Annotated in this window: 24 protein-coding genes and 1 pseudogene; 13 read left to right on the forward strand and 12 right to left on the reverse strand. The window is 43.0% G+C overall.

Annotation, left to right across the window (positions count from 1 at the left end; translation table 11 throughout):
* Positions 1-263: 263 nt before the first annotated feature.
* Entirely contained in the window at positions 264-1,136 is an 873-nt protein-coding gene (locus QUA23_RS27150; protein ID WP_333110602.1) for a hypothetical protein, read from the reverse strand.
* A gap of 287 nt (positions 1,137-1,423) precedes the next feature.
* On the reverse strand, positions 1,424-2,716 hold the full coding sequence (locus QUA23_RS27155; protein WP_333078952.1) for a Rieske 2Fe-2S domain-containing protein: 1,293 nt from the start codon (positions 2,714-2,716) through the stop codon (positions 1,424-1,426).
* 199 nt (positions 2,717-2,915) lie between these two features.
* Between QUA23_RS27155 and QUA23_RS27160 the strand changes: the two genes are divergently transcribed.
* From QUA23_RS27160 to QUA23_RS27180, 5 genes are all read left to right on the forward strand, one after another.
* On the forward strand, positions 2,916-3,038 hold the full coding sequence (locus QUA23_RS27160) for a hypothetical protein (RefSeq protein WP_333078953.1): 123 nt from the start codon (positions 2,916-2,918) through the stop codon (positions 3,036-3,038).
* A gap of 99 nt (positions 3,039-3,137) precedes the next feature.
* Positions 3,138-3,365 (forward strand): hypothetical protein, encoded by a 228-nt coding sequence (locus QUA23_RS27165; protein WP_333078954.1) that lies wholly within the window; start codon positions 3,138-3,140, stop codon positions 3,363-3,365.
* 292 nt (positions 3,366-3,657) lie between these two features.
* Positions 3,658-4,695 (forward strand): IS701 family transposase, encoded by a 1,038-nt coding sequence (locus tag QUA23_RS27170; protein WP_333078983.1) that lies wholly within the window; start codon positions 3,658-3,660, stop codon positions 4,693-4,695.
* A gap of 837 nt (positions 4,696-5,532) precedes the next feature.
* Entirely contained in the window at positions 5,533-6,141 is a 609-nt protein-coding gene (locus QUA23_RS27175) for a calcium-binding protein (RefSeq protein WP_333078955.1), read from the forward strand.
* A gap of 19 nt (positions 6,142-6,160) precedes the next feature.
* The gene (locus QUA23_RS27180) at positions 6,161-6,361 is read left to right on the forward strand and encodes a hypothetical protein (RefSeq protein ID WP_333078956.1); all 201 of its coding nucleotides are present in this window, start codon (positions 6,161-6,163) and stop codon (positions 6,359-6,361) included.
* A 168-nt stretch (positions 6,362-6,529) separates the two neighbouring features.
* Here the strand turns inward: QUA23_RS27180 and QUA23_RS27185 are convergent, their stop codons facing one another.
* Entirely contained in the window at positions 6,530-7,552 is a 1,023-nt protein-coding gene (locus QUA23_RS27185) for a leucine-rich repeat domain-containing protein (protein WP_333078957.1), read from the reverse strand.
* Between the two features lie 222 nt (positions 7,553-7,774).
* Here QUA23_RS27185 and QUA23_RS27190 point away from each other — a divergent pair, with 222 nt between their 5' ends.
* Positions 7,775-8,446, forward strand: a complete 672-nt coding sequence (locus tag QUA23_RS27190) for a leucine-rich repeat domain-containing protein (protein ID WP_333078958.1) — start codon at positions 7,775-7,777, stop codon at positions 8,444-8,446.
* A 394-nt stretch (positions 8,447-8,840) separates the two neighbouring features.
* Here the strand turns inward: QUA23_RS27190 and QUA23_RS27195 are convergent, their stop codons facing one another.
* The 8 genes from QUA23_RS27195 to QUA23_RS27230 all read right to left on the reverse strand — a co-directional run bounded on the left by QUA23_RS27195 (position 8,841) and on the right by QUA23_RS27230 (position 19,960).
* Positions 8,841-9,320, reverse strand: coding sequence for a hypothetical protein (locus QUA23_RS27195; protein WP_333078959.1), 480 nt, complete (start codon positions 9,318-9,320; stop codon positions 8,841-8,843).
* Between the two features lie 239 nt (positions 9,321-9,559).
* Positions 9,560-11,266 (reverse strand): leucine-rich repeat domain-containing protein, encoded by a 1,707-nt coding sequence (locus tag QUA23_RS27200; RefSeq protein ID WP_333078960.1) that lies wholly within the window; start codon positions 11,264-11,266, stop codon positions 9,560-9,562.
* A gap of 301 nt (positions 11,267-11,567) precedes the next feature.
* On the reverse strand, positions 11,568-12,986 hold the full coding sequence (locus QUA23_RS27205; RefSeq protein WP_333078961.1) for a leucine-rich repeat domain-containing protein: 1,419 nt from the start codon (positions 12,984-12,986) through the stop codon (positions 11,568-11,570).
* Between the two features lie 580 nt (positions 12,987-13,566).
* Entirely contained in the window at positions 13,567-14,103 is a 537-nt protein-coding gene (locus QUA23_RS27210; protein ID WP_333078962.1) for a hypothetical protein, read from the reverse strand.
* Positions 14,104-14,541: 438 nt separating this feature from the next.
* Positions 14,542-15,435 (reverse strand): site-specific integrase, encoded by an 894-nt coding sequence (locus tag QUA23_RS27215; protein WP_333078963.1) that lies wholly within the window; start codon positions 15,433-15,435, stop codon positions 14,542-14,544.
* 315 nt (positions 15,436-15,750) lie between these two features.
* A complete protein-coding gene (locus QUA23_RS27220) occupies positions 15,751-15,954 on the reverse strand; it encodes a hypothetical protein (RefSeq protein ID WP_333078964.1) in 204 nt (67 codons plus the stop codon).
* Between the two features lie 366 nt (positions 15,955-16,320).
* Positions 16,321-17,982, reverse strand: coding sequence for a bifunctional DNA primase/polymerase (locus QUA23_RS27225; protein ID WP_333078965.1), 1,662 nt, complete (start codon positions 17,980-17,982; stop codon positions 16,321-16,323).
* Between the two features lie 1,027 nt (positions 17,983-19,009).
* Complete coding sequence (locus QUA23_RS27230) at positions 19,010-19,960, reverse strand: tyrosine-type recombinase/integrase (RefSeq protein WP_333078966.1); 951 nt, start codon at positions 19,958-19,960, stop codon at positions 19,010-19,012.
* 1,011 nt (positions 19,961-20,971) lie between these two features.
* Between QUA23_RS27230 and QUA23_RS27235 the strand changes: the two genes are divergently transcribed.
* The 5 genes and pseudogenes from QUA23_RS27235 (at position 20,972) to QUA23_RS27255 (ending at position 23,840) form a co-directional block, all read left to right on the forward strand.
* Complete coding sequence (locus QUA23_RS27235; protein ID WP_333078967.1) at positions 20,972-21,694, forward strand: ParA family protein; 723 nt, start codon at positions 20,972-20,974, stop codon at positions 21,692-21,694.
* Entirely contained in the window at positions 21,691-22,074 is a 384-nt protein-coding gene (locus tag QUA23_RS27240) for a hypothetical protein (protein WP_333078968.1), read from the forward strand. The genes QUA23_RS27235 and QUA23_RS27240 overlap by 4 nt, the downstream gene beginning before the upstream one ends.
* Positions 22,075-22,093: 19 nt before the next feature.
* Positions 22,094-22,219 (forward strand): hypothetical protein, encoded by a 126-nt coding sequence (locus tag QUA23_RS27245; protein ID WP_333078969.1) that lies wholly within the window; start codon positions 22,094-22,096, stop codon positions 22,217-22,219.
* Positions 22,220-22,430: 211 nt separating this feature from the next.
* Entirely contained in the window at positions 22,431-23,051 is a 621-nt protein-coding gene (locus tag QUA23_RS27250) for a mobilization protein (protein ID WP_333078970.1), read from the forward strand.
* Positions 23,052-23,117: 66 nt separating this feature from the next.
* A pseudogene (locus QUA23_RS27255) lies at positions 23,118-23,840 on the forward strand (IS1 family transposase).
* A 51-nt stretch (positions 23,841-23,891) separates the two neighbouring features.
* On the opposite strand, the gene QUA23_RS27260 reads toward QUA23_RS27255, so the two are convergent.
* Complete coding sequence (locus QUA23_RS27260) at positions 23,892-25,034, reverse strand: IS4 family transposase (RefSeq protein WP_333078971.1); 1,143 nt, start codon at positions 25,032-25,034, stop codon at positions 23,892-23,894.
* A gap of 301 nt (positions 25,035-25,335) precedes the next feature.
* Between QUA23_RS27260 and QUA23_RS27265 the strand changes: the two genes are divergently transcribed.
* Entirely contained in the window at positions 25,336-26,019 is a 684-nt protein-coding gene (locus tag QUA23_RS27265; protein WP_333078972.1) for a DUF6753 family protein, read from the forward strand.
* A 3-nt stretch (positions 26,020-26,022) separates the two neighbouring features.
* Positions 26,023-26,265, forward strand: a 243-nt coding sequence (locus QUA23_RS27270) for a hypothetical protein (protein ID WP_333110605.1), incomplete at its 3' end; no start/stop codon positions are given.

The following is a 26,265-nucleotide window of genomic DNA, read 5'->3' on the forward strand; positions in this document are numbered from 1 at the left end:
TTTGTGCATCTCCAAGAGGTCTTGGAGATGCACAAATACGAGTCATTTTTCCCCATAAAAATCCCTTTCCACCTAGACTGATGGAATGCAGTTCTTCAAATTTCAGAAGAAATTTAGAGAGGGGGGACGGAGATAACCGGGACAGACTTCCTGTTAGATAACCTGCCAGTTATCAGAGAAACTATTGATCTCCAAACAATAGCTTCTCTTTACCCAAAGTCTCATAAGGGTAATTTAGGTGCAACCTTTGTGCAGCTTTTATGTTAATTTTTACTTTTCTTAACAAACCCTTTTTTGGACTGGGATGGGTTTTTCCCTTTGCCTCGCTTGCCTTTGCCACCTACATGAAGAGAACCATCTGGTTCCAACACCATTAATTGTAGATTGGGATTATTACGCGCACTTTTCACAACACGTTTCTTAATTTTTATATAATTGGAGTAAATTAGGCGACGAAATTCGTCGTCCTGTTGGGCAATATCTTCAGCCAAAAATCTTAAGGCTTCTTCTGTAGCATCCCAAGTGGCTATCTTCGTCAAGTCGAACTGAGAGCTGTTAGCAAATTTCCGTTGATGAAGTGTATCAAAGTCTTCTCGAATGCGTTTTGACATCACATCACAAGAGTGTTGTTTTCCCTGTAGTTCGGGTTGTTTGCTAAAAATCCCGTTTTTGAAGAAAGTCTCTTGAAGACGCTCAAAATGGCAGCTCCACCACAGCTCGGTCGCGCTAGTAGCTTTTAGGAAATCTTGCCCATACAACGGAGCTCGCTTCACAATCTCTTGGCAAAGATTTAACAAAGCCCACGATTCCTCAGCGTGAGGTTTAAAGTCAAATTCCCATGAGAAACGCAGTTCTGGAGGGTCAGAGAGGGAGGAATCATAACTCTGCTTCTCAAAATGAACAATCCATTTTTGGATAGCTTTGAATACCTCTCGATAATGATTCAGTAACCTCTGGAAATCCCCTTCTTGATTAGATGCCAAAATCTGGTTTGCTTTCAGAACAGAATCCGGTAATTCTCCGAGGGCTTTAATATAGGTGTCTCGACTGGGTATTTCTGAATTTTGTAGTTCCAATCTCCAGATGCTCGGATTGTAGATCGTAGGTTGCTGCTCTGTAGAGTTTGTTTCTGGCATGGAAATTTGGTAGTAAGTATTAACCAACTTACCTAAATTATAGAAAATTTCGGCGTTGCTTAACCTGGGTAGGAAAAAAATAATTTGAAAATCCAGAAGCTTTGTGCAGACTGGTTTATATGCCTGACATATTTAGCCTTTCCTATCGTAAATCAGCAACGCCAGAAAATGATTATAAAAAATATGAATTTACCTAGGACAATTAGTATATTTATCCTGTGATCATCTGTTGGCTCATTTATTGAATTTGAGCAGAAAACTACTGCAAAAGTGCCTGATAATTGCGTTTATCTGTGTGCATGGATGTAGTCCAAAAAGTAAAATCTAGGACGAAGCCAGAATCTCAGCCAAGTGTAAGCTCCTAGACCTAGTAGTGCTATCACAATTAAGGGTAAACCCACATAAAGTCGCAATTCATCAGGAAAGAGAGCAACAGCGCAAACAGTAATCACAAAGTAGCCTAAAAGCAATGCTTGTAAGCGTTGCACGACCAAAAGTGCTTTTCGACAGCTACTACAATGTTGGGTGTGTTGTTTGTAGCGATCGAGCGTTTGTTGGCGATCGTTATTGATATTTCGTGTCGGTGGAACATTGATTCCCACTTCGCTCCAGGGGAGTTGTCCGTGACAATAGCCGTCAAACCACTTCCTAAACTCAATTACTAAACGGTCTGCACTTGTAGGTAACTGATAGGCAGTTTTCCAGCTTTGGGTAGATTTTGCTTGTTGGAGGAAATACTCTTGCTGCTGTAGAAGAACCATATCTCCCTCAAGAACAAGATTGCGATTAGTGATGTGATCCCACCAACGAGGTTTGAGACGATAGAGGGTTTTGCCAAAGTTACGGGCAAATAGAGCGACAATTCTAGACTTCCCAGGAGACACAGGTATACAGTAGGTAATCAATCCCAACTTTTTGCTGTCATCGCCAAAAGTGAACGCATACTCTAAGCGACAAGGGGGTTCAAAAGTGATTTTTGTTTGAAAAGGCCCAACTATTGCCCCTTCAATCAAATTGGGTGTTGATTGCACGATTTTGAACGCAATCGGTCTTGCTTGTTTGCGATTACCCTGCACGCCGTGATGAGCAAAAGGAACATGACTCGGATCTGCCACATTTTCCACAAGGGTTTCCCAGTCATATTCTAAATCTCGTACAAAAGAAGACCAAACAAAGCCTTGAGTTGCATCTATTTGCGGTGATAGAGGTAAGGGTGTATTTACAGCTTGTTCGCTTGATTTTGCATCTGGCCAAATCCAGAGTAAATCCTGTTGCTGACGAACTGGTAGTGCTACAGCACACAGATTTTCTTTATTCTTGCTTACAAGTTCTGGATTTTCCGCTTGGGGAATATGAGTACAAATTCCCTGCTCATCAAATTGCCAGCCGTGATAGCTACACATTAAATTCCCTGTTTCGTCATCAATGCGCCCCTCACTTAGGGGCGCAAGGCGGTGGGGACATCGATCTAAAAACACTTGGAAAGTTTCAGATGATTTGGGTTTCCAGATAACTAAACGCAGTCCCAAAAGTGTTACTGAAGTTGGTTGCTTGGGATCTAAGTCTTCGAGTGGTATCATAGGATACCAATGCTCAAAAAAATTGAATTCTGGTTTCATTTGACAAAAAATTAGGGTATCGGGGTAAGGAAAGAAAAAGACCTCTAAGTTCCCCTGGGTTAACCTGCGCGCTCCCACAAGAAATGGAGGTGTCCTTATATTTTACCCCTGACCCTCGGCAGCAGCGCCGGCATTCCGCTGCAGATTATTCAAAAAATCAGTGATCACAACAACCTCGAACAATTGCAGCACGAAGAAAGAGGTGAAGTCGGATCAAGTCAAAGGAGCGATCGCGAGTCTTTCCATGCTTTCCTACACCGGAAAAGGCATTTTCCCAGCCTAGAGTTTGTAACCCTTACCACTACGTCAGGAAACGATATCACATATGTGCTAATCTAGTAAATATTAATGTTTAACCTATTTTGTTTTGAGGTAAAGCCTTATGTCGATGACAGAAAAAATTATTCTTAATGAAGAAAAAGATGACTTTGCTATTTTACAATTTAATGAATTTAATGAATTTAATGATATACAACTTGTGACTAAAATAGAGGTTCGTAATACTACTAAACAAATAAAAGATCATAGAGAGCTTTGTACATATCCCATTACTAGGGAGGCAGCTATTAAAAAAGCGAAAGAAATATATGCTGATCCTTTTTGGCTCTAATTTATAAAATAGGAATAATTATTTAAAACTTTCCTTTGAGATACCTAACACGCCACACCCGAAAGCTACATCAGGATACGCTTATATCCTGACGTAACCTCCGCACTTCCACGTTGTAGGCTGGGAAAACTTTTTATTTTGAGCCAATAGTTAGGGTAAATAAATTTTGCTTAGCTAGGACTTACGCATTGACAAAATAGCTCGGTTGTGAAGATCGGGAACAGAGATGAGTTCAGTTCCCAAAACAAATAGAATTGGGTAAAATTGCGTAAGCTATCAGGGGATAAAAAATATTAGAACCAGAACTAAGCCATCTACTGCACTGTGCAACCTGTCCAAGTACACATATTTTCTCTTAGCTGAGTCTAAATATTCAGGTTGCTGTCGGCTCTCCTCCATTTTAGATGAACTATCTCACGATAGCATTAACCGTTTTTTGTTAAGGGAAAGATATGAACCAAAAGATTTATTTAACGAACTCAAACCACATATTGAGTTAATAGGTGGGACATTAAGCGGGGATGACACAGTTATTGAAAAGCCTTATAGTGATCCCAATTTAACTGAATTTATTGGATATTTTTGGTCAGGTAATCAGCATCGTCCGGTTAAAGGAATCAATCTGATTACATTGTATTATACCGAGAGTAACGGTAAGTCTGTACCCGTAAATTATCGGATATATAATAAACAGGAGGAAAAAACCAAAAATGATTATTTTCGGGAAATGATTGCCGAAGTATTAGTGTGGGGATTACAGCCAGAGATAGTGACAGGAGATAGTTGGTATTCTAGTAAAAAAAACTTAAAGTTTTTGAGAAACCAAAAACTAGGTTTTACGATGGGAATAGCGAGAAACCGCCAAGTGGCTATTACTCCCGGAAAATACACGGCTGTGAAAAACATCGAAATTCCCCCAGAAGGGCAAGTCGTTCATCTCAAAAATTTCGGGCAAGTAAAAGTATTTCAGAAGAAGTTCAAAAACGACACAGAGAGATACTATATCATGTTTTTGCCTGAAATCAAGGAGACTGAAGTGATAACTAGAAGTGATTTTATGACCACACATTCGATACATTGGGGAATTGAATGTTACCACAGAGCCATCAAACAACTTTGTGGAATTAAAAGGTTTATGGTGAGAAGTTCTCCGGCTATTCTCACCCATTTCTTCTGTTCAATTCGGGCTTTTGTCCAATTAGAATTGATGAGGGCAGAGGCACTGATTGATAATTGGTATGAAATTCAAAGAAATTTATCTTTAGAAGTAGCCCGTGATTTCATTCTCCATTACCTAAATCAAAAAGTCGGTCTAAATGCTGAATATTAACTAACCGCCAAGTTCCATATTAATATACTCGCAAAAACTCTACATTTAAGGGCTTTTTGCACCTGGAGAGTGGTGGCAAAAACTTTACCCGCCAAAGGAATGCTGTAATTTTAGCACTTCATTCATATTTGGGCTGATTTGTCAATGCGTAAGTCCTATTAGCTTTAAATGACAAAGTTGTCTTACGTGTTTGACAAAATGTCTTACTTGTCGGACAAGTCTGTCCTACTTGTATGGCAACTCTGCTGAATGGTTGGCACGGTCGGAGTGTTGCAGGGTTGGCAGGGTTGACAGGGTTGGAGAGGTGGCAGGCAGTGTCGGTCGGAGTGTCGAGCGGTGGCGGTCTTGCTTTTTTGCTTAAGACTTGCACGTTGCAACCTACAGCTTTTTTAAAAACTGGATGCACTCGGAGAGGTGGCACGGTCAAGCGCGGTCGGAGCAGTGGCACTGCCTGCACAGGTCTTTATGTAAAGAGTTGATGTTTAAGTATTTTTACAGTTGTATCTAACAATACTCCGGACAGTTTTTGAGACCAAGGCTGAAACCCTCATTCTAACGTTAGCATTTGACCTCACTGAGAAGGTTGAAACCCTCATTTTGCCGTTAGTGATTGAAAACTGTCCGGAGTATTGATGAAAGAGATGTAAAGAGTTGATGTTTAAGTATCTTTACGGTAGACACTGAATTGAAAAAGGTTGAAGATGTGAAAAGGACTTGTAAACGAAATTTACGACTTTTTTCTGACTTTTTTCTGATCTTTTCTGACTGCCAAGCTTTATACCAGCCGATTAGGGTATAAGAGCGAGCAAAAATTTAACTAATTACGAGGACAAAGACATGGCTATTTTTAAAGGCACAAGGGGAAATGACTATTACGACCATAAGGGTACAGGGTTTATTAATGCCGAGGGCAAAGAGGGTAATGATACTATCTTTGGCAATACTAAAAATGATATTATTTCTGGAGATAGCGGTAAAGACAAGTTATATGGTTGGACAGGAAATGATGCATTATATGGCGATGAAGGTGACGATTGGATGAGCGGAGGAGATGGTAATGATGTGTTATTTGGGGGGACTAATAACGATACGATTCTAGGAGGAAATGGTAACGATACGATAAACGGTAGTGGTAATATTTCTCTCTATAACAGCAATGAATATGATGTCTTAAATGGAGGAAATGGTAACGATACATTTGTTGTAGGTGGTGAATTAAAAAATTATTATCAAGGAGTTGGTCACGCTATAATACAAGACTACAATAGCGCGAATGACTATATCCAACTTAAAGGAAGTGCGAGTTCTTTTCGTCTTGATAAAACTCGAAATTTGGCGGGAGGTGCTGGCATTGATACACAAATATATAGTGGAAATGACTTGTTAGCAATAGTTCAAGATACCACCAATTTACAGTTAACCAGCCATTACTTTAAATTTGTCTAGCTGTGGGTTGGGTTGTCTAGTGGCAACCCAGCCTCTATTTTCATCCAACACAGGTCGAAATCCTGACGTAGCTGCTACTCAAGGCTTGTTAAAAAGTGAATTTGAACACTTTATGAATTTCGGTATAGCTGAAAATAGGGTTGGTGCAGTTATTGTTGGTTCTAGCGAAGCAGACAAATTTGAACGCAACGCTAGCGCCAACATTTTCAATCCATTCTAGAAACTCTACTTCTTTATATTTTGCCACAATAAATTTTCCAAAAAGTGTTACTGACTATACCAGAATCAGTTTTAATTTATAAGTATTAAAGGGAAAAATGCTTTAAATGTAAGGGTTACAGGGCTTAGGCGGGGAAATTCATATTTCCCCATTTAGAGCTGAAAACTGTTACAGCTCCGTCAGGTTATTCATATATATATTAATTATTGTCAGCTTTGGTAGTTGCTTGATCGCCTCTGGGATAGAGGTAATTTTATTGTTCATAAGGTTAAGTGATGCCAAATTCGACAATTGCCCTAGCGCTTCTGGGATGGAGGTAATCTGATTGTCCCAGAGGCTAAGCGCTTCCAGATTAGAGAGTTGCCCGAGCTCCTCTGGAATCGAGCTAATCTTATTATGACCGAGCTCAAGCACTGTCAGATTGGAGAGTTGCCCGAGCTCCTTCGGAATCGAGGTAATCTGATTGTCCCAGAGGTAAAGCCGTGCCAGATTGGAAAGTTGCCCGAGCTCCTCTGGAATCGAGGTAATCTTATTATTACCGAGCTCAAGCTCTAACAGATTGGAGAGTTGCCCGAACTCCTTCGGAATCGAGGTAATCTTATTATTACCGAGCCAAAGCTCTAACAGATTGGAGAGTTGCCCGAGCGACTCTGGGATGGAGGTAATCTTATTGCCATTGAGGTCAAGGCTTGTCAGATTTGACAGTTGCCTGAGTGCCTCTGGGATGGAAGTAATCTCATTGCAACTGAGGTCAAGGCTTGTCAGATTGGACAGTTGCCCGAGCGACTCTGGGATGGAGGTAATCTTATTGCCAAAGAAGTTAAGCAATGTCAAATTGGACATTTGCCCTAGCGACTCTGGGATGGAAGTAATCTCATTGTAACTGAGGTCAAGGTTTGTCAGATTTGACAGTTGCCCGAGCGCCTCTGGGATAGAGGTAATCTCATTGTCAATAAGCTTAAGTATTTTTAAGTGGGTTAATTGAAGAACATCATCAGGAAACTTAGTTAGCTGATTTCCCACCCTTTTTATTTTCTTCTCATCCCACTTCCCCAACACTAATATTTCAAGATGTGTACACTTGCCAATCTGCTGCGGCAATTCCTCTAAACCCAGCCCCGACAAATCCAGCTCTGTCAATTTTTCTTCGGCTGTTTGGTCAATTCGCCGCATTGCTTCCTCTAGCGTCATATGCTTTGTCTCTCCGTAGTATTTATTTTCACTAAGTTCAAAATATCTCTGGTTTTTATTTCACTCTCTAGCTTTTAGAAGCGGGACACCATTTTCAGACAATGGTGCATCAAGCATTTTGGCAACCAAATCAGCTCCAACAATCTAGCTTTGAAACAGAAGCTAGAGAGTTTATGATCAGAGCCAGATCAAAGTAACAAATCCTAGAGAAAAACAAAGGACATGACTAGAGAGGAAGCAGGGCGACGAATTGGGCGGGTTATCGATGAAAAATTGATGCGATTGGATTTGTCAAGGCTGGCTCTGAATGAATTGCCCTCGGAAATTGTCAAGTGTACCTATCTGACAGAGCTTTACCTCGTTAGAAATTTGATTACCTCCATCCCAGAGGCAATCGGGCAATTGTCGAATCTGAAAAAGCTTAAGCTTAATTACAATAAGATAACCTCCATCCCAGATGCGGTTGGGCAACTGTCGAATCTGACGTGGCTTGACTTCAGTAGCAATGAGATAACCTCCATCCCAGATGCGGTTGGGCAACTGTCGAATCTGACACGGCTTGACCTCAATCACAATCAGATAACCTCCATCCCAGATGCGGTCGGGCAACTGTCGAATCTGACAGACCTTGACCTCAGCAATAATCAGATAACCTCCCTCCCAGAGGCGCTTGGGCAAATGTCGAATCTGACATGGCTTAACCTCAGTCACAATCAGATAAGCTCCCTCCCAGGGACGGTTCGTGATATAGAAAAGCTGGAAATACTCGACTTGCAAGGAAATCCGACCCCAATTCCTCCCGAACTCCTCCCAAACAAAGGATTTTATAAAGAAGGTGATGTGCTGGTGTTGTTTAATCAGGGTACGCAAAGAATTATCAAAAGATTCTTGTGAAAACCCATAAGCTTTGAGAATACTGGTTTATATGACTTGCATATTTAGCCCTTCATACCCTAAATCAGCAACGCCCTTTACCTTTCGCTTCAACTAAAACAGCAGGAGTAAGGAGCGATCGCCAGTCTTTCCATGCTGTCCTACACGGGGAAAGGGTAATTTCCCACTCCCTCCAAAACCTTGTTTTAGGCGGGGATATCATACTATCCCCGCCTAGGACGTGGAACCCTTGTGGTTCAAATGTCTTACATGATAAAAAACAGTAAAACGAAACTGTAAGACACAATTAGTTCCGTGCAGTTAATACCATTTCCATAAACGGATAGGCAGGGAAACTCAATTATCCCCATCTAGGACTTGAAACTGATACGGCTAGGTCAGGGTACAGAATTTTTTAGTTGTCTACATCTCTATCAATCAATTTCTTTTCCCTACCTTGTTCATACGCTTCCCAGCCTTGGTTATAAGCTGTTTTGAGTCTCTCCTCCCATACTTCTTTCTGTTTCTTCCAAACTTCCTTCTGTCTCTCTGATGCTTTCTCCTCTTCCTGTAATACTCTTTTTTTCTCCTCTTCAGATTTATACCAGGGACTATAGAACTCACCCTGATGCTCTTTAACTTTGCTATAAGCCTCTTGAGGGGAATCTTCTTTTTTATTTGGGTCAGCCTGGGTACGAAGACCGCAATCTAGCCATGCGTATGCGTGAGTAAAGGCTTCATTTGCCTCTTCGTAGGGAGGGGTTTTATATAACTCGTCCGAATAATTATCTCTTTGTACTCCCGACACAGCGAAGATCTTTACCGAGTAGTTTGAGGTATTTCCTTCAAGATTAAGCTGATGATTTTTATAACGTCGCTTCCCAAAGTCAGTCATGAGAAATTTCCTTAATATATTTTTCAAGTTCACTCTTTTGTTATAGCAAACCCTGCTGAAGAATTGGGGTATAGGTAAGTAACCCCAACTCAGCACAACAAATGTATGCCATATTTTATGGTACTTCCCAGCTTAAGAGGTATAACCGTTGCAGCTTCATCAGAATAAAGCTATTTCCCCGTCTAGAGCTTGGAAGTGCGGAGGCTACGTCAGAAAACTCAATTTTTCCTATCTCGACACTATAACCGTTTTAGCTGATCATTTTTGCATTTGCTAAGAAAAGTTTCATAATGTTTGCTTAGAGCGCTTTGATTTGGTGCTGCTTTTTTATCCTGGGGCAAAGTCAGTTTCCGAGCAGCCAAATGTTGATAACAGGTGCCGACCAGTTCAGGGGCTATCACCACTTCATTGGTATCTGGTCGAATTGATAATAGATGCAAATCGAACAAAGTGTGTATGTCAGCCCTGAGCGGTAAACCATTGGTTAAATGATTGGTTTGAGTACCTTGATATGGAATTATATGGGCTGCCTCGATAGCTGACTCTACATCACAATCGGTTATTGGGCATCGACCAGCGTAGGCAGTTAACAACTTACGTCGAAATTTAGGCTGTCCCTGTCGCTGCACAATAGAAGCAGTTATTCGTTGTCTAGCGTCTTGAAGAGTTTCAACGTCAAAATATCTCTCAGATTCAATTTTCTGGCGCTCAGCATCTAGCTCAGGTAGGGCTAGATTGCGGGTGTGGAAGTAAAAATCTAGAATTGTTCGCAAATCACCACAACCTTCATCGTTTTGACCCTGCCCCAGAACTTGTGGGGGAATTGGCAGCGGATTACCTCGCAAATCTAGTTTTTCCAAATTTTTCATATTGCGAATCGCCTCCGGAATTTCAGTAATCTGATTATTAGGGAGGCAAAGCTCTTTCAGATTCGACAATTGCCCAATTAATTCTGGAATAGTGGTAATTTGATTGTCGTCAAGAAAAAGCCTGGTCAAACTCGACAATTGCCCAATTAATTCTGGAATAGTGGTAATTTGATTGTCATCAAGAAAAAGCCCTGTCAAACTCGACATTTGTCCAATTGCCTCTGGGATAGAGGTAATCTGATTATTACTCAGGTAAAGCCCTATCAGATTCGACAATTGCCCCAAGGCCTCTGGGAGGAAAGTAATCTTATTGTTACTGAGTGCAAGCTTTGTCAAGTTCGATAGTTGCCCCAACGCATCTGGGATAGAAGTAATTTTATTGTTATAAAGGTAAAGGTGGGTGAGATTCGACAATTGCCCAAGTTCCTCTGGAAAGGAAGTAATCTGATTCCTACTGAGACTAAGCCATGTGAGATTCGACAATTGCCCGAAATCCTTTGGGATGGAGGCAATTTGATTGTTACAGAGGGAAAGCCATGTCAGATTTAACAGTTGCCCGAGTTCCTCTGGGATGGAAGTAATCTGATTGTTACTGAGGTTAAGCTGTGTCAGATTCGACAGTTGCCCGAGTTCCTTTGGGATGGAGGCAATCTGATTTTCATTGAGGTAAAGCCATGTCAGATTTAACAGTTGCCCGAGTTCCTCTGGGATGGAAGTAATCTGATTCCTACTGAGGCTAAGCTGTGTCAGATTCGACAGTTGCCCGAGTTCCTCTGAGATGGAAGTAATCAGATTGTCACTGAGGCTAAGCTGTGTCAGATTCGACAGTTGCCCGAATTCTTTCGGGATGGAGGTTATCAGATTGTTACTGAGGTCAAGCTGTGTCAGATTCGACAGTTGCCCGAGTTCTTTTGGGATGGAGGTTATCCAATTGTCACCGAGGTCAAGCAATGTCAGATGCGTACACTTAACAATCTCCAGTGGCAATTCCTCCAACCCTAACTGGGACAAATCTAGCGTACTTAATTTCTCCTCGGCTGCTTGGTCAATTCGTCGTACTGCTTCTTCTCGGCTCATGTCGTTTACCTCTCAGTAACATTTATTTCATTGTGACGAGAATCTAGCTTGTTGGAAAGCGTTATTTCTCAGCCTAAGCTCTGTAACCCTTGCTGCTACATCAGAAAATTCATATTTTCCCGCCTAAAGCTTCTAACTCCTACGTCTTAGGTAGGAAACTCAATTTTCCCTACCTAAGACGTAGGAGTGCGAAAGCTAGGTCAGAATACAGAGTATGTTAATTTTTATTTGACTCTCTAGCCTTAGAAAAGGGATGCAATTTTCAGGCATTAGATATTATTTTTGGTTGTCTAGTTCTTGTTTAGGAATCGCTGGCAACTATATCATCCATTTTTTCTAAAGCCTTAATAGCAGCTATCAGAGAAGTTTGAGCTTTTAAAGCAGCCCTTGCTACTTTAGTGGGAGTGTAATCATCAGGTTGTGCTGCTTTTGCCAGCCGTGCGTTTATTGCATAGAGAGCAGCAATATCTTTTTTTAGTTGAGAGCTTTGGGCTGTAACAGACTCAGTAGCCTCAATCGCCTTGTCTGTAACCTGTGGCTGTGGAACAGCATTTAATGCCTCGGCAGCCTCCTCAAGCGAATCACGGATTAGGAAATAAGAGTCGAGAAGGGTAAGCAACTTGTCTACTTCATAAGATCCTATGTTTTGAAGGATTTCGGCAGGAATCGGGAGCGGATTTTCCCTCAAGCCTAGTGTTTCTAAGTTTTTCAGGTCACGAAGGGTCTTTGGGACGAAGGTAATCTGATTGTTACTGAGGTGAAGCCATTTTAAATTTAACAGTTGTCCGACCGTCTCCGGGATGCAGGTAATTTTATTGTAATGAAGGTTAAGCGATGTCAGATTTGACAGTTGTCCGAGCGCCTCTGGAATGGAGGTAATCTTATTGCTATTGAGGTCAAGCCCTTCCAGATTGGACAGTTGCCAGACCGCCTCTGGGATGGAGGTAATCTTATTGCCAACAAGGTAAAGATATATCAAATTCGACAGTTGCCCAAGTGCCTCTGGAAGTGAGGTAATTTGATTGCAACTTAAGTCAAGCTCTATCAGATTAGACAGTTGCCCAAGTGCCTCTGGAATTGAGGTAATCTTATTGATAGCGAGATTAAGCGATGTCAAATTCGACAGTTGCCCAAGTGCCTCTGGAATTGAGGTAATTTGATTGTCCCCGAGGTTAAGCGATTTCAAATTCGACAGTTGCTCGATTGCCTCTGGAATAGAAGTAATTCCATTCCTACCGAGCTCAAGCGATGTCAAATTCGACAGTTGCCAGATCACCTCTGGAATTGTGGTAATTTGATTGCCCCTTAAGTCAAGCTGTGTCAGATTAGACAGTTGCCTGATTGCCTCTGGAATAGAAGTAATTCCAGTGCTACGGAGATTAAGCGATGTCAAATTCGACAGTTGCCAGATCACCTCTGGAATTGTGGTAATTTGATTGCCACTTAAGTCAAGCTGTGTCAGATTGGATAGTTGCCTGATTGCCTCTGGAATGGAAGTAATCTGATTTTCACTGAGGCTAAGCTTTGTTAAATTCGACAGGTGTCCAAGTGCGTTTGGGATTTGAGTAATCTTATTGAAACTTAGGTCAAGCTCTGTCAAATACTTACACTTGACAATTTCTGGGGGTAAGCCTTTCAACTTCAGCTTTGACAAATCCAGTTTTATTGATTTTTGCTTAACAACTTGCTCAATTCGCCACTCTGCTTCATATAGCGTCATGTCCTTTGTTTCTGCGTCAGTATTTATTTCAATGTAACAATTAAATTTGGCTTGTTGGGGAAAACGGCAGGAATCAGGATACGACACCAAGAAAGCACATGGATACCATAGTCCGAAAATTAATTGGGCAATAAATCTATTCTAGAAATGCCCAGAGCTATCCTGACTCAGGGTTTGCAATCGCTACAGCTTCATCAGAATATGGTATTTCCCCATCTAGGACTCTAAGAATGTAATGCTAGGTCAGGTTAGAGGCATATCCTGAGCCAGAGCCTAGAACCGCCAAGGCTATTAAATAGCGCCAAGCGCGTGACACACGACTTTAAGTGTCCTCAGCCAGATGGGCAGACGGCTATTTTTCCGATGGTCTTCTAAATTTTTTCACTTCGGCAAAGATTTAACAGCCCGTCAAAAAAATCCTACTAGAGGTTTTTAAGGTGAGGATAAGCTCAACTTCCCCATTCACTCCAAAATTTTGTTCTAGGCGGGGAAACGTCACTTTCCATTTGAGTTATGAATGTAGAACCACATGAAACGCTTGCATTTATTGAACTAATTGTCTACAAAATAAATGGTTTTGCTATATTTTTATTCTTGAATCATTTTCCATTATTTCAATCATTATAAGTCGTACTTTTGAAGAGTCTTCTTCTAGAGATTTATCAATGGTAGCTGCTCTCAAACATTTATCAATTGTACTTAGTTTGTTTATAAATTCTTCAGAATCTTTATCTGGATGGTTGGCTATTATCATAGTAAATTCAATATTGAATTCTAAAATGAGTTTATTTATGTTAGTAATATGTGTATATTTCTTAATAATATCATTAGTTTTACTTACACTGTCAAGCTCTTCTTGTTGAATTTTTATTAAAACCTGAAATGATGTTTTATAAGAATCATAAATTTTTTCTCGATACCATTTTTTTTGCTCGTTTTCTTCTTGCCGAATATGCTGTTTTTCTTCTCGTTCTAGTTGCCAACTACGTTGTTTTTCTTCTCGTTTTAGTTGTGATTTATCATTAACTGAATTTGTCCATAGTGAGAAAATACCTGAAATTACGGCAGCTACGACCCCACTTAAAACAATATACATACCAGGTGACTGAGAAGGCATATTATTTGTATTTTTCTAAAGAACTTACTAATTGTAGCTTTGATTCTAGAGAATAGGGAAGAGGGTGTAAGGCAGTATGCAAAACGTGTAAGACGGTATATGTAAGACAACTTAAGCTAAGGCACAGCAATATTAACCCTAACAATTAGAGCTAATGTAGAGTCTAGGGAGTCAGGTTACTTCCCAAATCGCAGGGCCAGAGATAAACGTTACATTCCGTTACAATTCCAAAAAGGTGTGAGGTTAGGCGGGCATAGAAGTATTTCCCAGCCTAGGACGTGGAACCCTTGCAGCTACATCAGGTTAGTTCAATATCCTGACCCAGGGCTTAAAAGCACTACAGCTAGACAGGGATAACTGCATTAACGCAGATAGATTATTGTGCGGGCTAGTCTGTGAAGGGCTAAGCATCGAGAGGGCTAAGACGACCCCGCGCTTCTAGGAGTCACTTACCTCCAAATACTTCTGCAATTCCCCTAAGTTCCTGTGGCCACTGATTTCTTGGATTACCTGAAGGGGAATGCCCGCATTACTCATCAATATGAGGCTTGTCCGCCTCAAGCTGTAAATGCTAGCACCGATAATATTTGCCTGTTGTAAGGCTTCTAAAAAAATTGCTGATGCCGATCCCCCTTCAATGTGTCCCCGGCCTCGGCGAGCTGGGAACAGGTAGATATTGGTTGGCGGCTGATAGGCAGCTAGTATCAACCTTAGCTCTTCAATTACTGGAATGGTACGGGTTGCGAGTCTGTTCTTGGTGTTGGCCTTGCGGATGACCACCTCTGGCAGAACGGAACCGTTTGGAGCGTAACAGTCGCTCACCTGCAAGATACAAGCTTCATTGATTCGGGCTGCCGTGAAGAGACAGATGCCGAATAGAGCGCGATCGCGGTCTGTCCGCAGGCCCTCGGAAAATAGCAGCCTGATTTCCTCTTGGCTCAGTGATCTAGGGGCATCTATCCTTTTAACAAGGGCTAGTATACCTAATACCAATTCTACGCTTGGCTTAGAGAAGTTTTCAAGCAATTTACCATTACTATCGAATACCTTGGATAACTGCCTGTAAAGAAATTTCGGGAGAACAGTATTGGGATACGGAGAAATAAGTTCACGGAGATCGTCTGACGGAACAAACTGTTTTGCATCGAGTCCAGCTACTACATCGTTGTAATAACAGATGAGAGCATTGGAGACTCTTATTAGTTCATCCGATCCACTGAATTCAATGGATTTTATGATCTTGCGAACTCTTTCCACATCCTCTCGCTGTAGTAAACCAGCGTCGCAAGCACTAGATACCGAAGCCAAGAGGGAGTCTAGACCTATCATCATTTATCCTCGAAAATGGGAGTAGTCGTGAACCACTATAGTGCTTACAAAGCATACAAGGGGGAGCGACCTCCTCTTCAAATACCTTACTACCAAAAGCATCTCGCTCTGCATTTTTGATTTGGGGGGCAATTAGCGCTCAACTTAATATAGTATCCTGACCTAGCGCTTGAAACTTTTACGGCAAGCGAGCAAGGTGGCAGGGTAAGGTTGACTCTGCATAACAGGCTTTATGAATACCTAACCTCCGACACCCGAAGGCTAGGTCAGGTTAGAGTAAATTATTATGAAGCGTAATTAAGGGAATTATCGGCAAAATTATTGATATTTTAGGCTTCCATCTTGGTTATATTCAAGTTCCTGATATTTTCCCCCTAGCCCTAAGTCATGAAGACATCGTTGGTAGTTTTTTGCTCCCATATCGAAAGAGTTAATCCTGTTCAATCTTGCCCATTCAGCTATTTTTAGCTGGTTAGTTACCCCTGAAGCATCGGCTACGGTTTTGGCAATCCAATCAAACATTTTTTTCCTCTAAGCGGTATTTCACTCTACTTCTCTAGATTAGCTATATATTCACTTACAGGCAATCAAACATTTTTGGTTCTTCCGTACCTGTTATGCTCAATTGCCTCGGACAATACCTAGAATCCTTGCGTAGCAATAATTTCAGGTATTACTTCGAGTTAACTTAGGATCTTGAAGCTTAAAATCTCGGTATAGCTGGCTTTGGAGTTATTTTGACTAACCGTTTGGCATAGTAAGCCCGAAAGAGCCACATTTTTTTCCTCTAAGCTGTATCTCACCCCTAACTGGGACGATCGGCGTCGAATCAAAAAAAAACTCTTCTCCTGAGCCAGGGGTTTAAGCCACGGCAAAACATCCCATTTTTTAGTTACTGCTGAGGCATGATCCTTTTTGATTTTCCTTGTCCCGGTTTTTCGCCGCAAGTTTTCCCCGCTCTGGCTCTTCCTCTTTCTTGAGAAAAGAAGCGTCTGATAAAAGAAACTTATTGTCTAAAATTTTTGGCGAGGTGTTTTCAATCCATAAATCCCGCTTATCAATTGCGGCCTGAATGCGCCCCCTCCGCCGCCTAGCGGACACGAGACGATGATCCAGAAGGTAGACATTGCAGTGAGGCTTCCACCACTCCCCAAACATCGAAACCAAGCCATCCTCCACGCATAGTTTGGCGGGCATATTTTTAGGGAGCGGCAGACGTTCCATCACTTGCTTTTTGATGATAGGGGGCAACTCCTGCCGAAAAACTCGCACTGGAGAGGCCACCAGCCTGTAGCTATTTGAAAGGTGGCGACTCACCGTTGCAGGAGATAACCCGCGTGACTGTGCGATCGCCTCAATACTTCCGCCGTAGAAGCGGAAATCCGGCTCAACATAAATGAACCGATCACTTCTACCAAGTACCCGCGCCGGTTGTTCGCAGGTGTGGAGCAGAGTTGTCGGTTCAATTAGCTGCGTCGGTGGCTGAAGGTCTGAACCCTCAGCTTTTATTTGCCGAATCTCTTCTTGCCATTGCTGGTAAAAAGATGCTCGTTGCAAATGCTGTGCTTCCACTTCTGTAGCGGTGATGTGGATGTTAGCCAAGTCGTCAATTTTTACAGCGGCGATCGGGCCGAGCTTGTCTATGTCTGTCAGAGCGATCACTTTTTCCAGACTCGTGTAAAAAACTTTAATCAGATCGCCGTGCTGTAGGTAATTGCGGATTAAACCTGACTTTTTGGCGGCGGCGAGTAACTTTCTGACGTGACCTTTGCTGCGGTTCAAGATTTTACTTGCCCCTGTCAGCGAAAATTTCCCGATTCCCGAACCCTTTGGTTTGCCCCCAGGAGCCGTCCAGCGCGAAATATCGAAGCGACGCGCGAGCAACCAGACACTCATTGGGCGACCGAAATACTTGAACAACCGTACTGGGAACCGCACTAAATCTGGCTCCTCAGAGTTCACATACTCGCTATGCCAATTTTCGCCGACCTCAATCAGCCATTCCGGCGCTGGTAGCGGAGGATTGTTAACCGGATTGTTGAGCCAAATATAAGGTTTGTTTGTCGCCGGGTGGAGGCTTGGCGGCAATACGCTTTGAGTGCCGAGCCAGCGAAACTCCAAACGCTCCTTCTTGCCGTCATCACCGATAATGCCGGTGGGGATGGATCGATTGCGTAATCGATGCCAGCTAGCTTCTGGTACTGAGAACAGACATTGCTTTCTGCCAGCTCGACCACTCGACCACGCGGTTGTCTCTGAGAAAATGGCGAGGCTGTTGGTGCCAGCCAGCTTGGCTAACATCTCGATGGCTGATTCGCCGTCGATGTCGATCGCTAACAGCCCGTTGCCCAGCTTTAGACCGACGCCCGTAGCCTTGCCAGTTTGGAGTTCCGCGAAGATTTCTGGGTGACTATATGATTTGTGAATCCATCGATTTTCATAAGCTCGTTTACCGCAGACAGGTACTAGCGGCCAAGTGTAAGGAATTTCCGGTGAAATGCAATCTTGGCTAAATTGGTCAAGATAATGTAACTTGCTTTGTAAGGTCATACTCGCCCTGGACAGGAGGTATGACCGCTTTTTTGTGGGCGGGTTCTAGATAAGTTTGCGTTGCAACGCTGACACTGATAAACTGAAATTACTTATTAAATAATCTTTGGCCCGCCCGCAAAGCGGCCATTTTTTTTGGCAATTTTAGGGCTAACCAGAAGCTAGCTCTAGTTCTTGAGATCGCTTGCAATCACCGTCGTGATCCCAAACTGATCGCAATATCAAATATATTATGCTCAAGGAATCAACTTGGCAATAGTAAATTTATTAAATCTCTCGACTGCAATAATTCTTTACAAATTTACTATTGTTACTAGCAATAAATGTGTGTACGCGGCGCTATTGTGTCATTTTACCAGCCCTGCTGTCGAGTTTCTCTTTCATCAAATGGAAGGCAAAAGAACAACTAATAGAAACTCATAGAAAGACAAAATGATTCTGTAATTGCGGAGTTAGCCCATGATTCCTCAACTCTCGGCATATCAACCTATTTTAAAAAAACCTATTTTGCGTTGTTTGAGTCGGCAAGCGGACGCAAGCTTTAGTGTGTCCCTATCTGGCTGCTACCTCACAGCTTGTTTTCATATGTCGCAAATACCTACAACCCTATAGGGTTGAAATTCTCGTTTACTCAAAAAATGCGACGCTTAAGCTCTGCCATTTGATGACACTGGATCATAAGTGGTACGGATCAACCCTAGGGTTGAGCATTATAGCCAAGTGGATGAAACCTAAGCTGGATAAAGGTTTGACGCCTTGACTGAAAGAATCAGGGAGTTAATTGATAATCAACGCCTGAAACCCTTGCTCCGTGAAGGCTTGAGGAGTGAAATATTTTGTCGGCCTCTAGAGTTCGGCAGAATACTTTATAGGTGAATTGGAGACGATGAACAACTACCCGTCAATAACGCAGTGATATTCAGCCTCAGCTGCCTTGTACATCGCTCTCATTAGCTCCGTCTGCCAGCCTCATCTATAAGGCTAGAAGTCAATTCGCACTCCAAGACTACGGTCGCTTGTTGGCAGTTCAACGCTTGCTCCGAATCGACAACAGCTCCACAGCGAGCCGCTTCCTTTCCTCTCCCCGGCGGTCATATTTAGCCACAATTGCAGGCGAAGAATGTCCCGCCAGCTCCGCCACAGTCACGATGTCAACTCCAGCATCTAGCAAATCCGAGCAAAAAGTCCGGCGGAAATCGTGAGGAGAAAACGACTCCACCCCCGCCTCTATTGCCCGCTTTTGCAAAATCACTAATACCGCCTGCGGTGTTAGCGGTCTGATATGTATCCGACCCATCTTCCAGGCCGGACACAACAACGCTCCCGCTTCGAGACCCCGAACCACGAGCCAATCTTCCACCACCTTCACAGCATCGCCAGGAAGGTACACCGTGCGGTCTTTGTTCCCCTTACCGCCTCGTACCTTCATAGCACCCGTGCGAGCATTAAAGTCCCTCAATTCCAGCTTCACCACTTCAGCCCGGCGCAAACCCACCCGCAGAATTGCCAGCAGAGCCGCATCGCGAGCGCCTGCCGGAGTCGAGTCATTGTGGCACACCTCAAACAGAGTGGCAATTTCATCAGCGCTCAAGGCCCGCCCCCTGAGTTTGTCAGATGTCCTAATTTTAGGCAAATCGATCGCCTTGGCATAGTCAGTCGCGCTCATCAAATCCAGCCGCAGTGATTCTTTCAACACGCGCTTCAGAGCACACATCATCTTTTTAGCAGTAGCCGGAGAGTGCTGTGCTATCAATGCCCCTTGCACCGCAGCCGTGTGCTGGTAGCGCAGCGTCGCCCAATTCAGCGTCATCGCGTCGCACTGCCCCTCCGTCAGCAAAGACGCGATCGCATCAAGAGACTGCCGCATCGTCGGCTGTGAGCCGGGTGCCAACAGAGAAAGGTACACCGCTACCGGGTGATTCGTCAGCGGCAGAGGCTGTGGCAACAAGAGCGTTAAATCTGAGGTAACAGCGTTCAAAGGACGACCTGTGAAATTGTCAGAACGGTGATTCTAGGAATTCCTCTTAATTGTCGGACAATTAGTGCAATCACAACAAAAAAAGTCTGACTGGCTCCTAGAAATTGCTGCAAGTGCGCGAGCATCAACAGATGCTGCCGTTTCTCCTTCAATTTTTGTTGTTTGTGGAGCTTTTAAAGGAATTAATTAAGAGGGAGTCTAAGTAGGTAGGCAAAATTAAACTCAACTATGTAACTGTATGTAAACAGGGCTGACTTAGCCACGCTTAGGGAATTGGGATACTTTACAATCGTTTACATAATGGCGTTTTACAGCGCTTACTTAACTTAACCCGCCCGAAAAAGAAGTCGAATTTGCTTTCTCTGACCCTGCAACCTTCACCCTGAATAACATTATCCGCCATTCAGCCTTGACCCTATACGATTGAGTTATCTAGGGAGAGCAGGCAGCCGTGCGATCACGGATATGCTAACTGAGGGTGGTGCGATCGCCTCAAGAAAGCCAAGGCATTTGTTGAGCTATCAGCAGGTAGCACGGAGATCGCAGTTAACGGAACGCTATGCCCCAGCGCGACATCGCTTCAGTTGCCTGAAAAGCAAGTTATGGATATTCATCTAAACAGCTAAAGGTATAATACGTTTAACTGTTTAACTGTTTAACTGTTTAACTGTTTAACTGTTTAACCAATTATGGCAAGCTAGCGATTGATCGTTACCCAAAAGAGCAATCGCCCCAGTTGACTTTGGGTCTAACCAGTCAGACAAAAAACCCCAGACTTTACAGCAAACAGCAAATTGCAGGTTTATGAAGTACACCCTAGAAACCCGGTTTCATCAAGAAACGGGTTTTGCCTACCTACTTACCTTACTCGTGCTGTAACTGCCAATCTGTGGCTGACCTCAGACTTGCCATAAACTGTTAAACCTATTAGACGTTTAACGGTTTATGATTTTAACCATTAAGCCTATAAAAGTGTTAAGCTAAACGATGATTAGACCTTAATAGGATTTTATGTTAAAGGTCGCTATTTTCAATTTCAAAGGCGGTACGGGGAAAAGTACCACAGTTTTAAACTTAGGAGCTTGCCTCGCTGCAAGTAAGTGTCGGGTTCTGCTGCTCGACTTGGATGGGCAGCGCACCCTTAGTTTTGGGTTAGGCCAAGACGGTCAGCAGCCGACAGCTTTAGATTGGCTTCAGGGGGATAACGTAGAGCCCTTAAATACAGAGGTAAAAAATCTGTGGCTGATTCCGGGGGATCTGGGACTCTTCCAGTTGCAGTCACCTCATGATTTATTCACCCCAGCCCTCTCTAAGCTGAAGGGGTTTGATGTGTGCCTGATGGACTGTTCGCCAGGGCTTTCCTCTGTTTCGGTACAGGCTTTGTTGGCGTGCGATCGGGTGTTGATTCCGACTCTGTGCGAACCGGCTGCCCTCAAAGGGTTGTCGGAAGCAGTGGAATTAATTCGAGGGGAGCAAACAGGAGTGCCAATTGAGGTGTTACGGACTCGCTATAAGTCGCGCTTGCTGTTGACCCAGGAAGCTGACAGTTTGTTGGTTGAGGCTTCTGTGGAACTGGACTATCGGCTGCTGCATACGGTGATTCCTGACAACATTGCTGTGGCAGAATCCATTGCTCAGCAAAAGCCTGTCACCGTCTATGCTGCCAAGTCCTCCGGTGCTTCATCTTATCGGTTTTTAGCTAAAGAGTGCAAAAAATTGTGGAGGTTGTCGTGAACAAACCCAAGAGTAAGATGGGGGGGATGGGAAAGCTCAGCCAGTTTTCCGGAATTAAGCAGTCACCAGCACCAGTAGATATTGAAGCTGATAGGACACCGACTCTTGACCCTCCGGTTGAAGCTGTGACTCTGGCTAATTCCAAGGAGAAACTGGTTGCGGTCAATTTCAAAATTACTCGCAACCAGCAAGAATGGTTAGCAGATACAGCCAGACTTGTTAGGGACAACAACGTCCAAGCTGTGCCACCAGCAGAACGAGTGTATCCTCAGCATTTGATGGGCGTGGCGATTTCTCTGTTACAACAGGCTGATGTGGACTGGAGCCAAATCAAGAATGTTGAACAGTTACGTAAACAGTTAAACCTATTAGACCTTTAGATTTTTTTAGGGGATCGCAATGGCAGAATGGTTTACCTTTTTTATGAAGGATGAGAAATTAAATTTAGAAACTTTGTTGGCATCTCTGGTAGTTTTGGGGTTGTTAATTAATCTGGCTGTAAGGATTCAGGTATCTGAAACGTAGTCACAGAAGGACTTGTAGAATTAAAGCCTTCGCTAAATCAACAGCTTCATTCTCAATAGGTACGAAAATAAAAGCTTTCATGGTTTCTTAATAAGAATGGATATTTGATGATTATTCAATCAAATGGTTACACCATATAGGTTTTACTGCTTTTCACATGACCTGAATCCTTACAACAGGTTGATGAAGGAGGAGATTCAGGTATTCAGGTATGGATACAGCGATAGAAAACTCAAATGGTTTCAAAGAGTGCGGGTTAGAGAAGGTTGAGAAGTCGGCCACTAAAATTCATCTGATTGATGGAGAGAAAGGTGGGGTTGGCAAGAGCTTATTTGCTAGGGTTTTAATTCAGTATTTCTTGGATAAGAATTTTCCGTTTTTTGCCGTAGATACGGATCGCTCTAATCCTGATGTGTCTCGAATCTATGAGAGTGTATGCCGTGAAGCTCTATTTAGCGAGGATGAGAAGAAGTTTTACGAAGCCGATCGGATTTTTGAATTGGCGTTTGAGAAAAGCGTGATTGTCAATTTACCGGCTCAGGTTTATCCTTTGGTAACTAAGTGGATGGGAAGGAACAATTTAATTGAGTTGGGGAAGCAGTCTCGCATTAGTTTTTGCAAGTGGTTTATTTGCACGGGGGGTTATGATAGCGTGCAACTTTTTTTGAAGTCAGTTAAGCATTTTGATAATAAGATTGCTCACGTTCTTGTCCGCAATTTAGGATTGGAGGATGATTGGAGTTCTGTGGAAGAAATGGAGGAGGTGCAGAATGCGATTAAAAAGTATGAGGTGAAGGTGATTGATTTTCCTAAGTTTTATTCGCGGGGGTAGTGCCCTGAAGGAAAGGATGTAGTAAACTTAAGCTACTATTAGAGAGAAGTGTTTGCCATTTGTGATATGACAGCAGAAATTAATTCTTGCCCCAATTGTGGCTCCGAAGAAGTTAGTCGTAACGGTCAGACTCGGCATGGTAAACAAAACTACAAATGTCGAGAATGTGGTCGTCAATTTGTTCTAAATCCCGCGTGGAAAGCTATTACGAAAGAACAACAGGAGTTAATCCAGCGGATGCTACTTGAACGTATTTCTCAAGCCGGAATTGCTCGGGTATTACAAGTGTCAGAAGATACAGTGCAGCGGTACGTAAATGCCCGAGCTGTTGTTGTTAACAAGCAAGTGTCGCGGAGTACCAAGCCAAAAAAGCGCCTGAATGTTCTGATGGATGAGTTATGGTCGTTTGTTGACAATAAAGGCAATCAGCAGTGGGTTTGGCTGGCATTGGATGCCCAGACTAGGGAAATTGTTGGTGTACATATTGGAGATCGTAGCGCAGTATCAGCTCTTGCCTTATGGAATTCCATGCCACCTGTTTACCGTCAATGTGCTGTAATTTATACTGACCATTGGAGTGCTTATGATTCTGTATTGCCGAGTAAACGTCATTATAGTGTAGACAAAGATAGTGGTTGTACCAGCTATATCGAGCGATTTAACTGCACCCTTCGACAACGAGTATCTCGATTGGTGAGAAAGAGCTTATCCAACTCTTAGAAATTGGAAAATCATATTGCTGCAATTTGGAGTTTTGTACATTATTATAATGCTAGTTTACAACTCTAGATACCTACTTTTTTTTGAATTCGGTTTTGTCTGGGGGGGTGACAAAGAGGTCTACGAGATAGACTGTATAAGGGTTGCAGCCCGCATACCCTGTTGATCAAAGCGGCGTTTAGAAGGAGTTAACTTCATTAACTGTTCCACCTCCAAAGAATATTGTTCTAGATAATTAACCCACTTTTCTCCATCTAATCCAACACCAAATGTACTGCGTCTGCGATATTTTTTCTTGGGTTCTGTGCGACGAGATACATATTCTTGTACCTGCTTTTTCTTCAGTTCATTACCTTGAAATATTGCTGAACAGTACGCCAGTGTCATGAGCAGAATCATGTTAATAAGTCGGTTCCCTTTGAGGCTTGTTCCTTCAAGATCGTAGCCTCCTGTTTTACAGTCTCGGAACATTTCTTCAATTCCCATCCGCTGCTTATAAGCATTGAGCGCTGCTCGCAATGAGCCTAAGTCCGTGAGAATAAACCAGGCTTCTTTAACTTGATATTTCCCATAGTTCCTTTTCCACTTACAAGCAAGCTCAAACCCGGTAGTAGGTAGAGTTTTCCTCACTTTTTTCCCTTGAACATACAAAGAAGTTCCGGGTACTATTCCTAATTCATCCAACCGTTGCCAAACTAAATGTTCTGTTTCGATACAAAGATTCTTTTTCAGTCTTAAGCAAAAAGACACACCCTTTTCCTTAAGCCAGTTTCCCAAATCAACAGAACAAAATTCACGGTCTCCTAAAACGATGACTTTATATTCTGAAAATAATGGTAAAATTTGTTGTAAATTTGCTGTTTGCTCCTCCAAGTTACTGTTTCCTAATTTTGGCAATAATGACCAGTATAATGGAATTGCTCTTTTTTCCCAGATTAGGCTAACCATAAAAAGATTAATGCACCCCCATTGACTGCGGTCAATTGCGATTGATAAACGAGTACCAATGGGGCAATAAGTGGTCAACCAATAAGTAATTAATGGGAACCAAATTAATGAGATAGTTAAATTTGGTAAATCCAGAAATCTTTGTATTTTTCTGCGCCGATTTTCTGTTGTAATTGGATAAGGAAATACCCGTGCCAGTCGTTTTAATCTCACTTGTTTTTCTGATTGCATCACAGATAGCAAAATTGTCATTACAAGAAACTGAGCTGATGTCAGTTGTTTTTTTAAATGAGTCTGGTAAAATGTTGGTATCATTATTTTTTGGATAGGCAAGCGTGTAACAATTATGCTGCCTATCTTTTTTTAGCACACATTGGCTCAATCCTCACCACCTCTGGGTTTCAGGCTGGTTGTCACCCCCCCAGCGGTTTTGTTTTATCATCTTGCTCCTTTCCTTCAGGGCACTACCTTCGCGGGAAAGGAATGCGATAGATGCTCAGGGAATAACGTTTGATTGGGCAAGAAATAGTCAGGAACTGGGTGTGTTGGGCCGGCAGCGGATTAAGTCGTTTATGTTGTCAGCTTATGAGGCGTTTGAAACTACGGGGATGTTGCCGTGAGTTATGGTGCTGGTGATACTAAATCTTTGCTGGATATTGCTTTAGAGGGGCAATCTGAAGAGTATTGGCGCAAGGTTTTGGAGTTGGCTTTTAAGGGGAAAATTGAGCCAACTGACCCGATTTTTTTGATTTTGTTGGCTACGGGACGATTGGAAGTGCTGATTCAAGAGAGTCCGAAACCGGAGGATTTTGAATTAGCGTTCAATCGGTGGGTGGGGCGGATTAATAAGACTTTGGCGAGTTACGAACGGGTGGCGGTTGAGAAGCAAGAGGGGCAAATTGCTGAGGCTGTGAATTCTCTGGTGCGTCAGACGGAATTGAGGAGGGTGGCGACTTCTGTGGGTTCTTTGGTGGTGGCGGCGGGTATTCTGTTGACGACGTTGAGTATCGGTGCTTTGATGGGATGGATGGGTTTACTTTGGTCGCAAGGAGGGTTTGCACCGGGGGAAGCGGTTCATCTGACTCAGGAGCAGGCGGAGGCTTTACGGTGGGTGACTAGCGCTGAGGGGAAGTTTGCTCGGAATTTGATGAAGTGGAATTCGGATAGTCTGACCAATTTAGAATGTAAGAAGGATGTCAAGCGATTGGGTGTAACTTTGGAAGTAGCGGGGCGTGCAGCTATGTCGGGCTTTTTTACTATTTGGGTGGAATCTGTAAAAAAGCGTAAGTTTAGGAATTAAGTTATGAGCATTGATGTACGGGCTGATGAATTGATTGGTAGAGGTGGTTGGGCTGGATCTATCGCTGTCGCTGATGGCTTTGTTTACCTGGCAACTGCGGCAGGGGAGCTCAGAAGAGGTGCAATCTCCTCTGATGTGGGTACTGAATTGATTGGTAGAGGTGGTTGGACTGGATCTATCGCTGTCGCTGATGGCTTTGTTTACCTGGCAACTGCGGCAGGGGAGCTCAGAAGAGGTGCAATCTCC

Source organism: Microcoleus sp. Pol1C5 (assembly GCF_036701115.1).
Classification (GTDB): domain Bacteria; phylum Cyanobacteriota; class Cyanobacteriia; order Cyanobacteriales; family Microcoleaceae; genus Microcoleus.

What these genes read in the sequence shown, in the direction of transcription:
- QUA23_RS27150 (WP_333110602.1), bottom strand. Translation starts at nt 1,136, where the DNA reads ATGCCAGAAACAAACTCTACAGAGCAGCAACCTACGATCTACAATCCG.
- QUA23_RS27155 (WP_333078952.1), bottom strand. Translation starts at nt 2,716, where the DNA reads ATGATACCACTCGAAGACTTAGATCCCAAGCAACCAACTTCAGTAACA.
- QUA23_RS27165 (WP_333078954.1), top strand. Translation starts at nt 3,138, where the DNA reads ATGTCGATGACAGAAAAAATTATTCTTAATGAAGAAAAAGATGACTTT.
- QUA23_RS27175 (WP_333078955.1), top strand. Translation starts at nt 5,533, where the DNA reads ATGGCTATTTTTAAAGGCACAAGGGGAAATGACTATTACGACCATAAG.
- QUA23_RS27185 (WP_333078957.1), bottom strand. Translation starts at nt 7,552, where the DNA reads ATGACGCTAGAGGAAGCAATGCGGCGAATTGACCAAACAGCCGAAGAA.
- QUA23_RS27190 (WP_333078958.1), top strand. Translation starts at nt 7,775, where the DNA reads ATGACTAGAGAGGAAGCAGGGCGACGAATTGGGCGGGTTATCGATGAA.
- QUA23_RS27195 (WP_333078959.1), bottom strand. Translation starts at nt 9,320, where the DNA reads ATGACTGACTTTGGGAAGCGACGTTATAAAAATCATCAGCTTAATCTT.
- QUA23_RS27200 (WP_333078960.1), bottom strand. Translation starts at nt 11,266, where the DNA reads ATGAGCCGAGAAGAAGCAGTACGACGAATTGACCAAGCAGCCGAGGAG.
- QUA23_RS27205 (WP_333078961.1), bottom strand. Translation starts at nt 12,986, where the DNA reads ATGACGCTATATGAAGCAGAGTGGCGAATTGAGCAAGTTGTTAAGCAA.
- QUA23_RS27210 (WP_333078962.1), bottom strand. Translation starts at nt 14,103, where the DNA reads ATGCCTTCTCAGTCACCTGGTATGTATATTGTTTTAAGTGGGGTCGTA.
- QUA23_RS27215 (WP_333078963.1), bottom strand. Translation starts at nt 15,435, where the DNA reads ATGATGATAGGTCTAGACTCCCTCTTGGCTTCGGTATCTAGTGCTTGC.
- QUA23_RS27220 (WP_333078964.1), bottom strand. Translation starts at nt 15,954, where the DNA reads ATGTTTGATTGGATTGCCAAAACCGTAGCCGATGCTTCAGGGGTAACT.
- QUA23_RS27225 (WP_333078965.1), bottom strand. Translation starts at nt 17,982, where the DNA reads ATGACCTTACAAAGCAAGTTACATTATCTTGACCAATTTAGCCAAGAT.
- QUA23_RS27235 (WP_333078967.1), top strand. Translation starts at nt 20,972, where the DNA reads ATGTTAAAGGTCGCTATTTTCAATTTCAAAGGCGGTACGGGGAAAAGT.
- QUA23_RS27245 (WP_333078969.1), top strand. Translation starts at nt 22,094, where the DNA reads ATGGCAGAATGGTTTACCTTTTTTATGAAGGATGAGAAATTAAATTTA.
- QUA23_RS27250 (WP_333078970.1), top strand. Translation starts at nt 22,431, where the DNA reads ATGGATACAGCGATAGAAAACTCAAATGGTTTCAAAGAGTGCGGGTTA.
- QUA23_RS27260 (WP_333078971.1), bottom strand. Translation starts at nt 25,034, where the DNA reads ATGATACCAACATTTTACCAGACTCATTTAAAAAAACAACTGACATCA.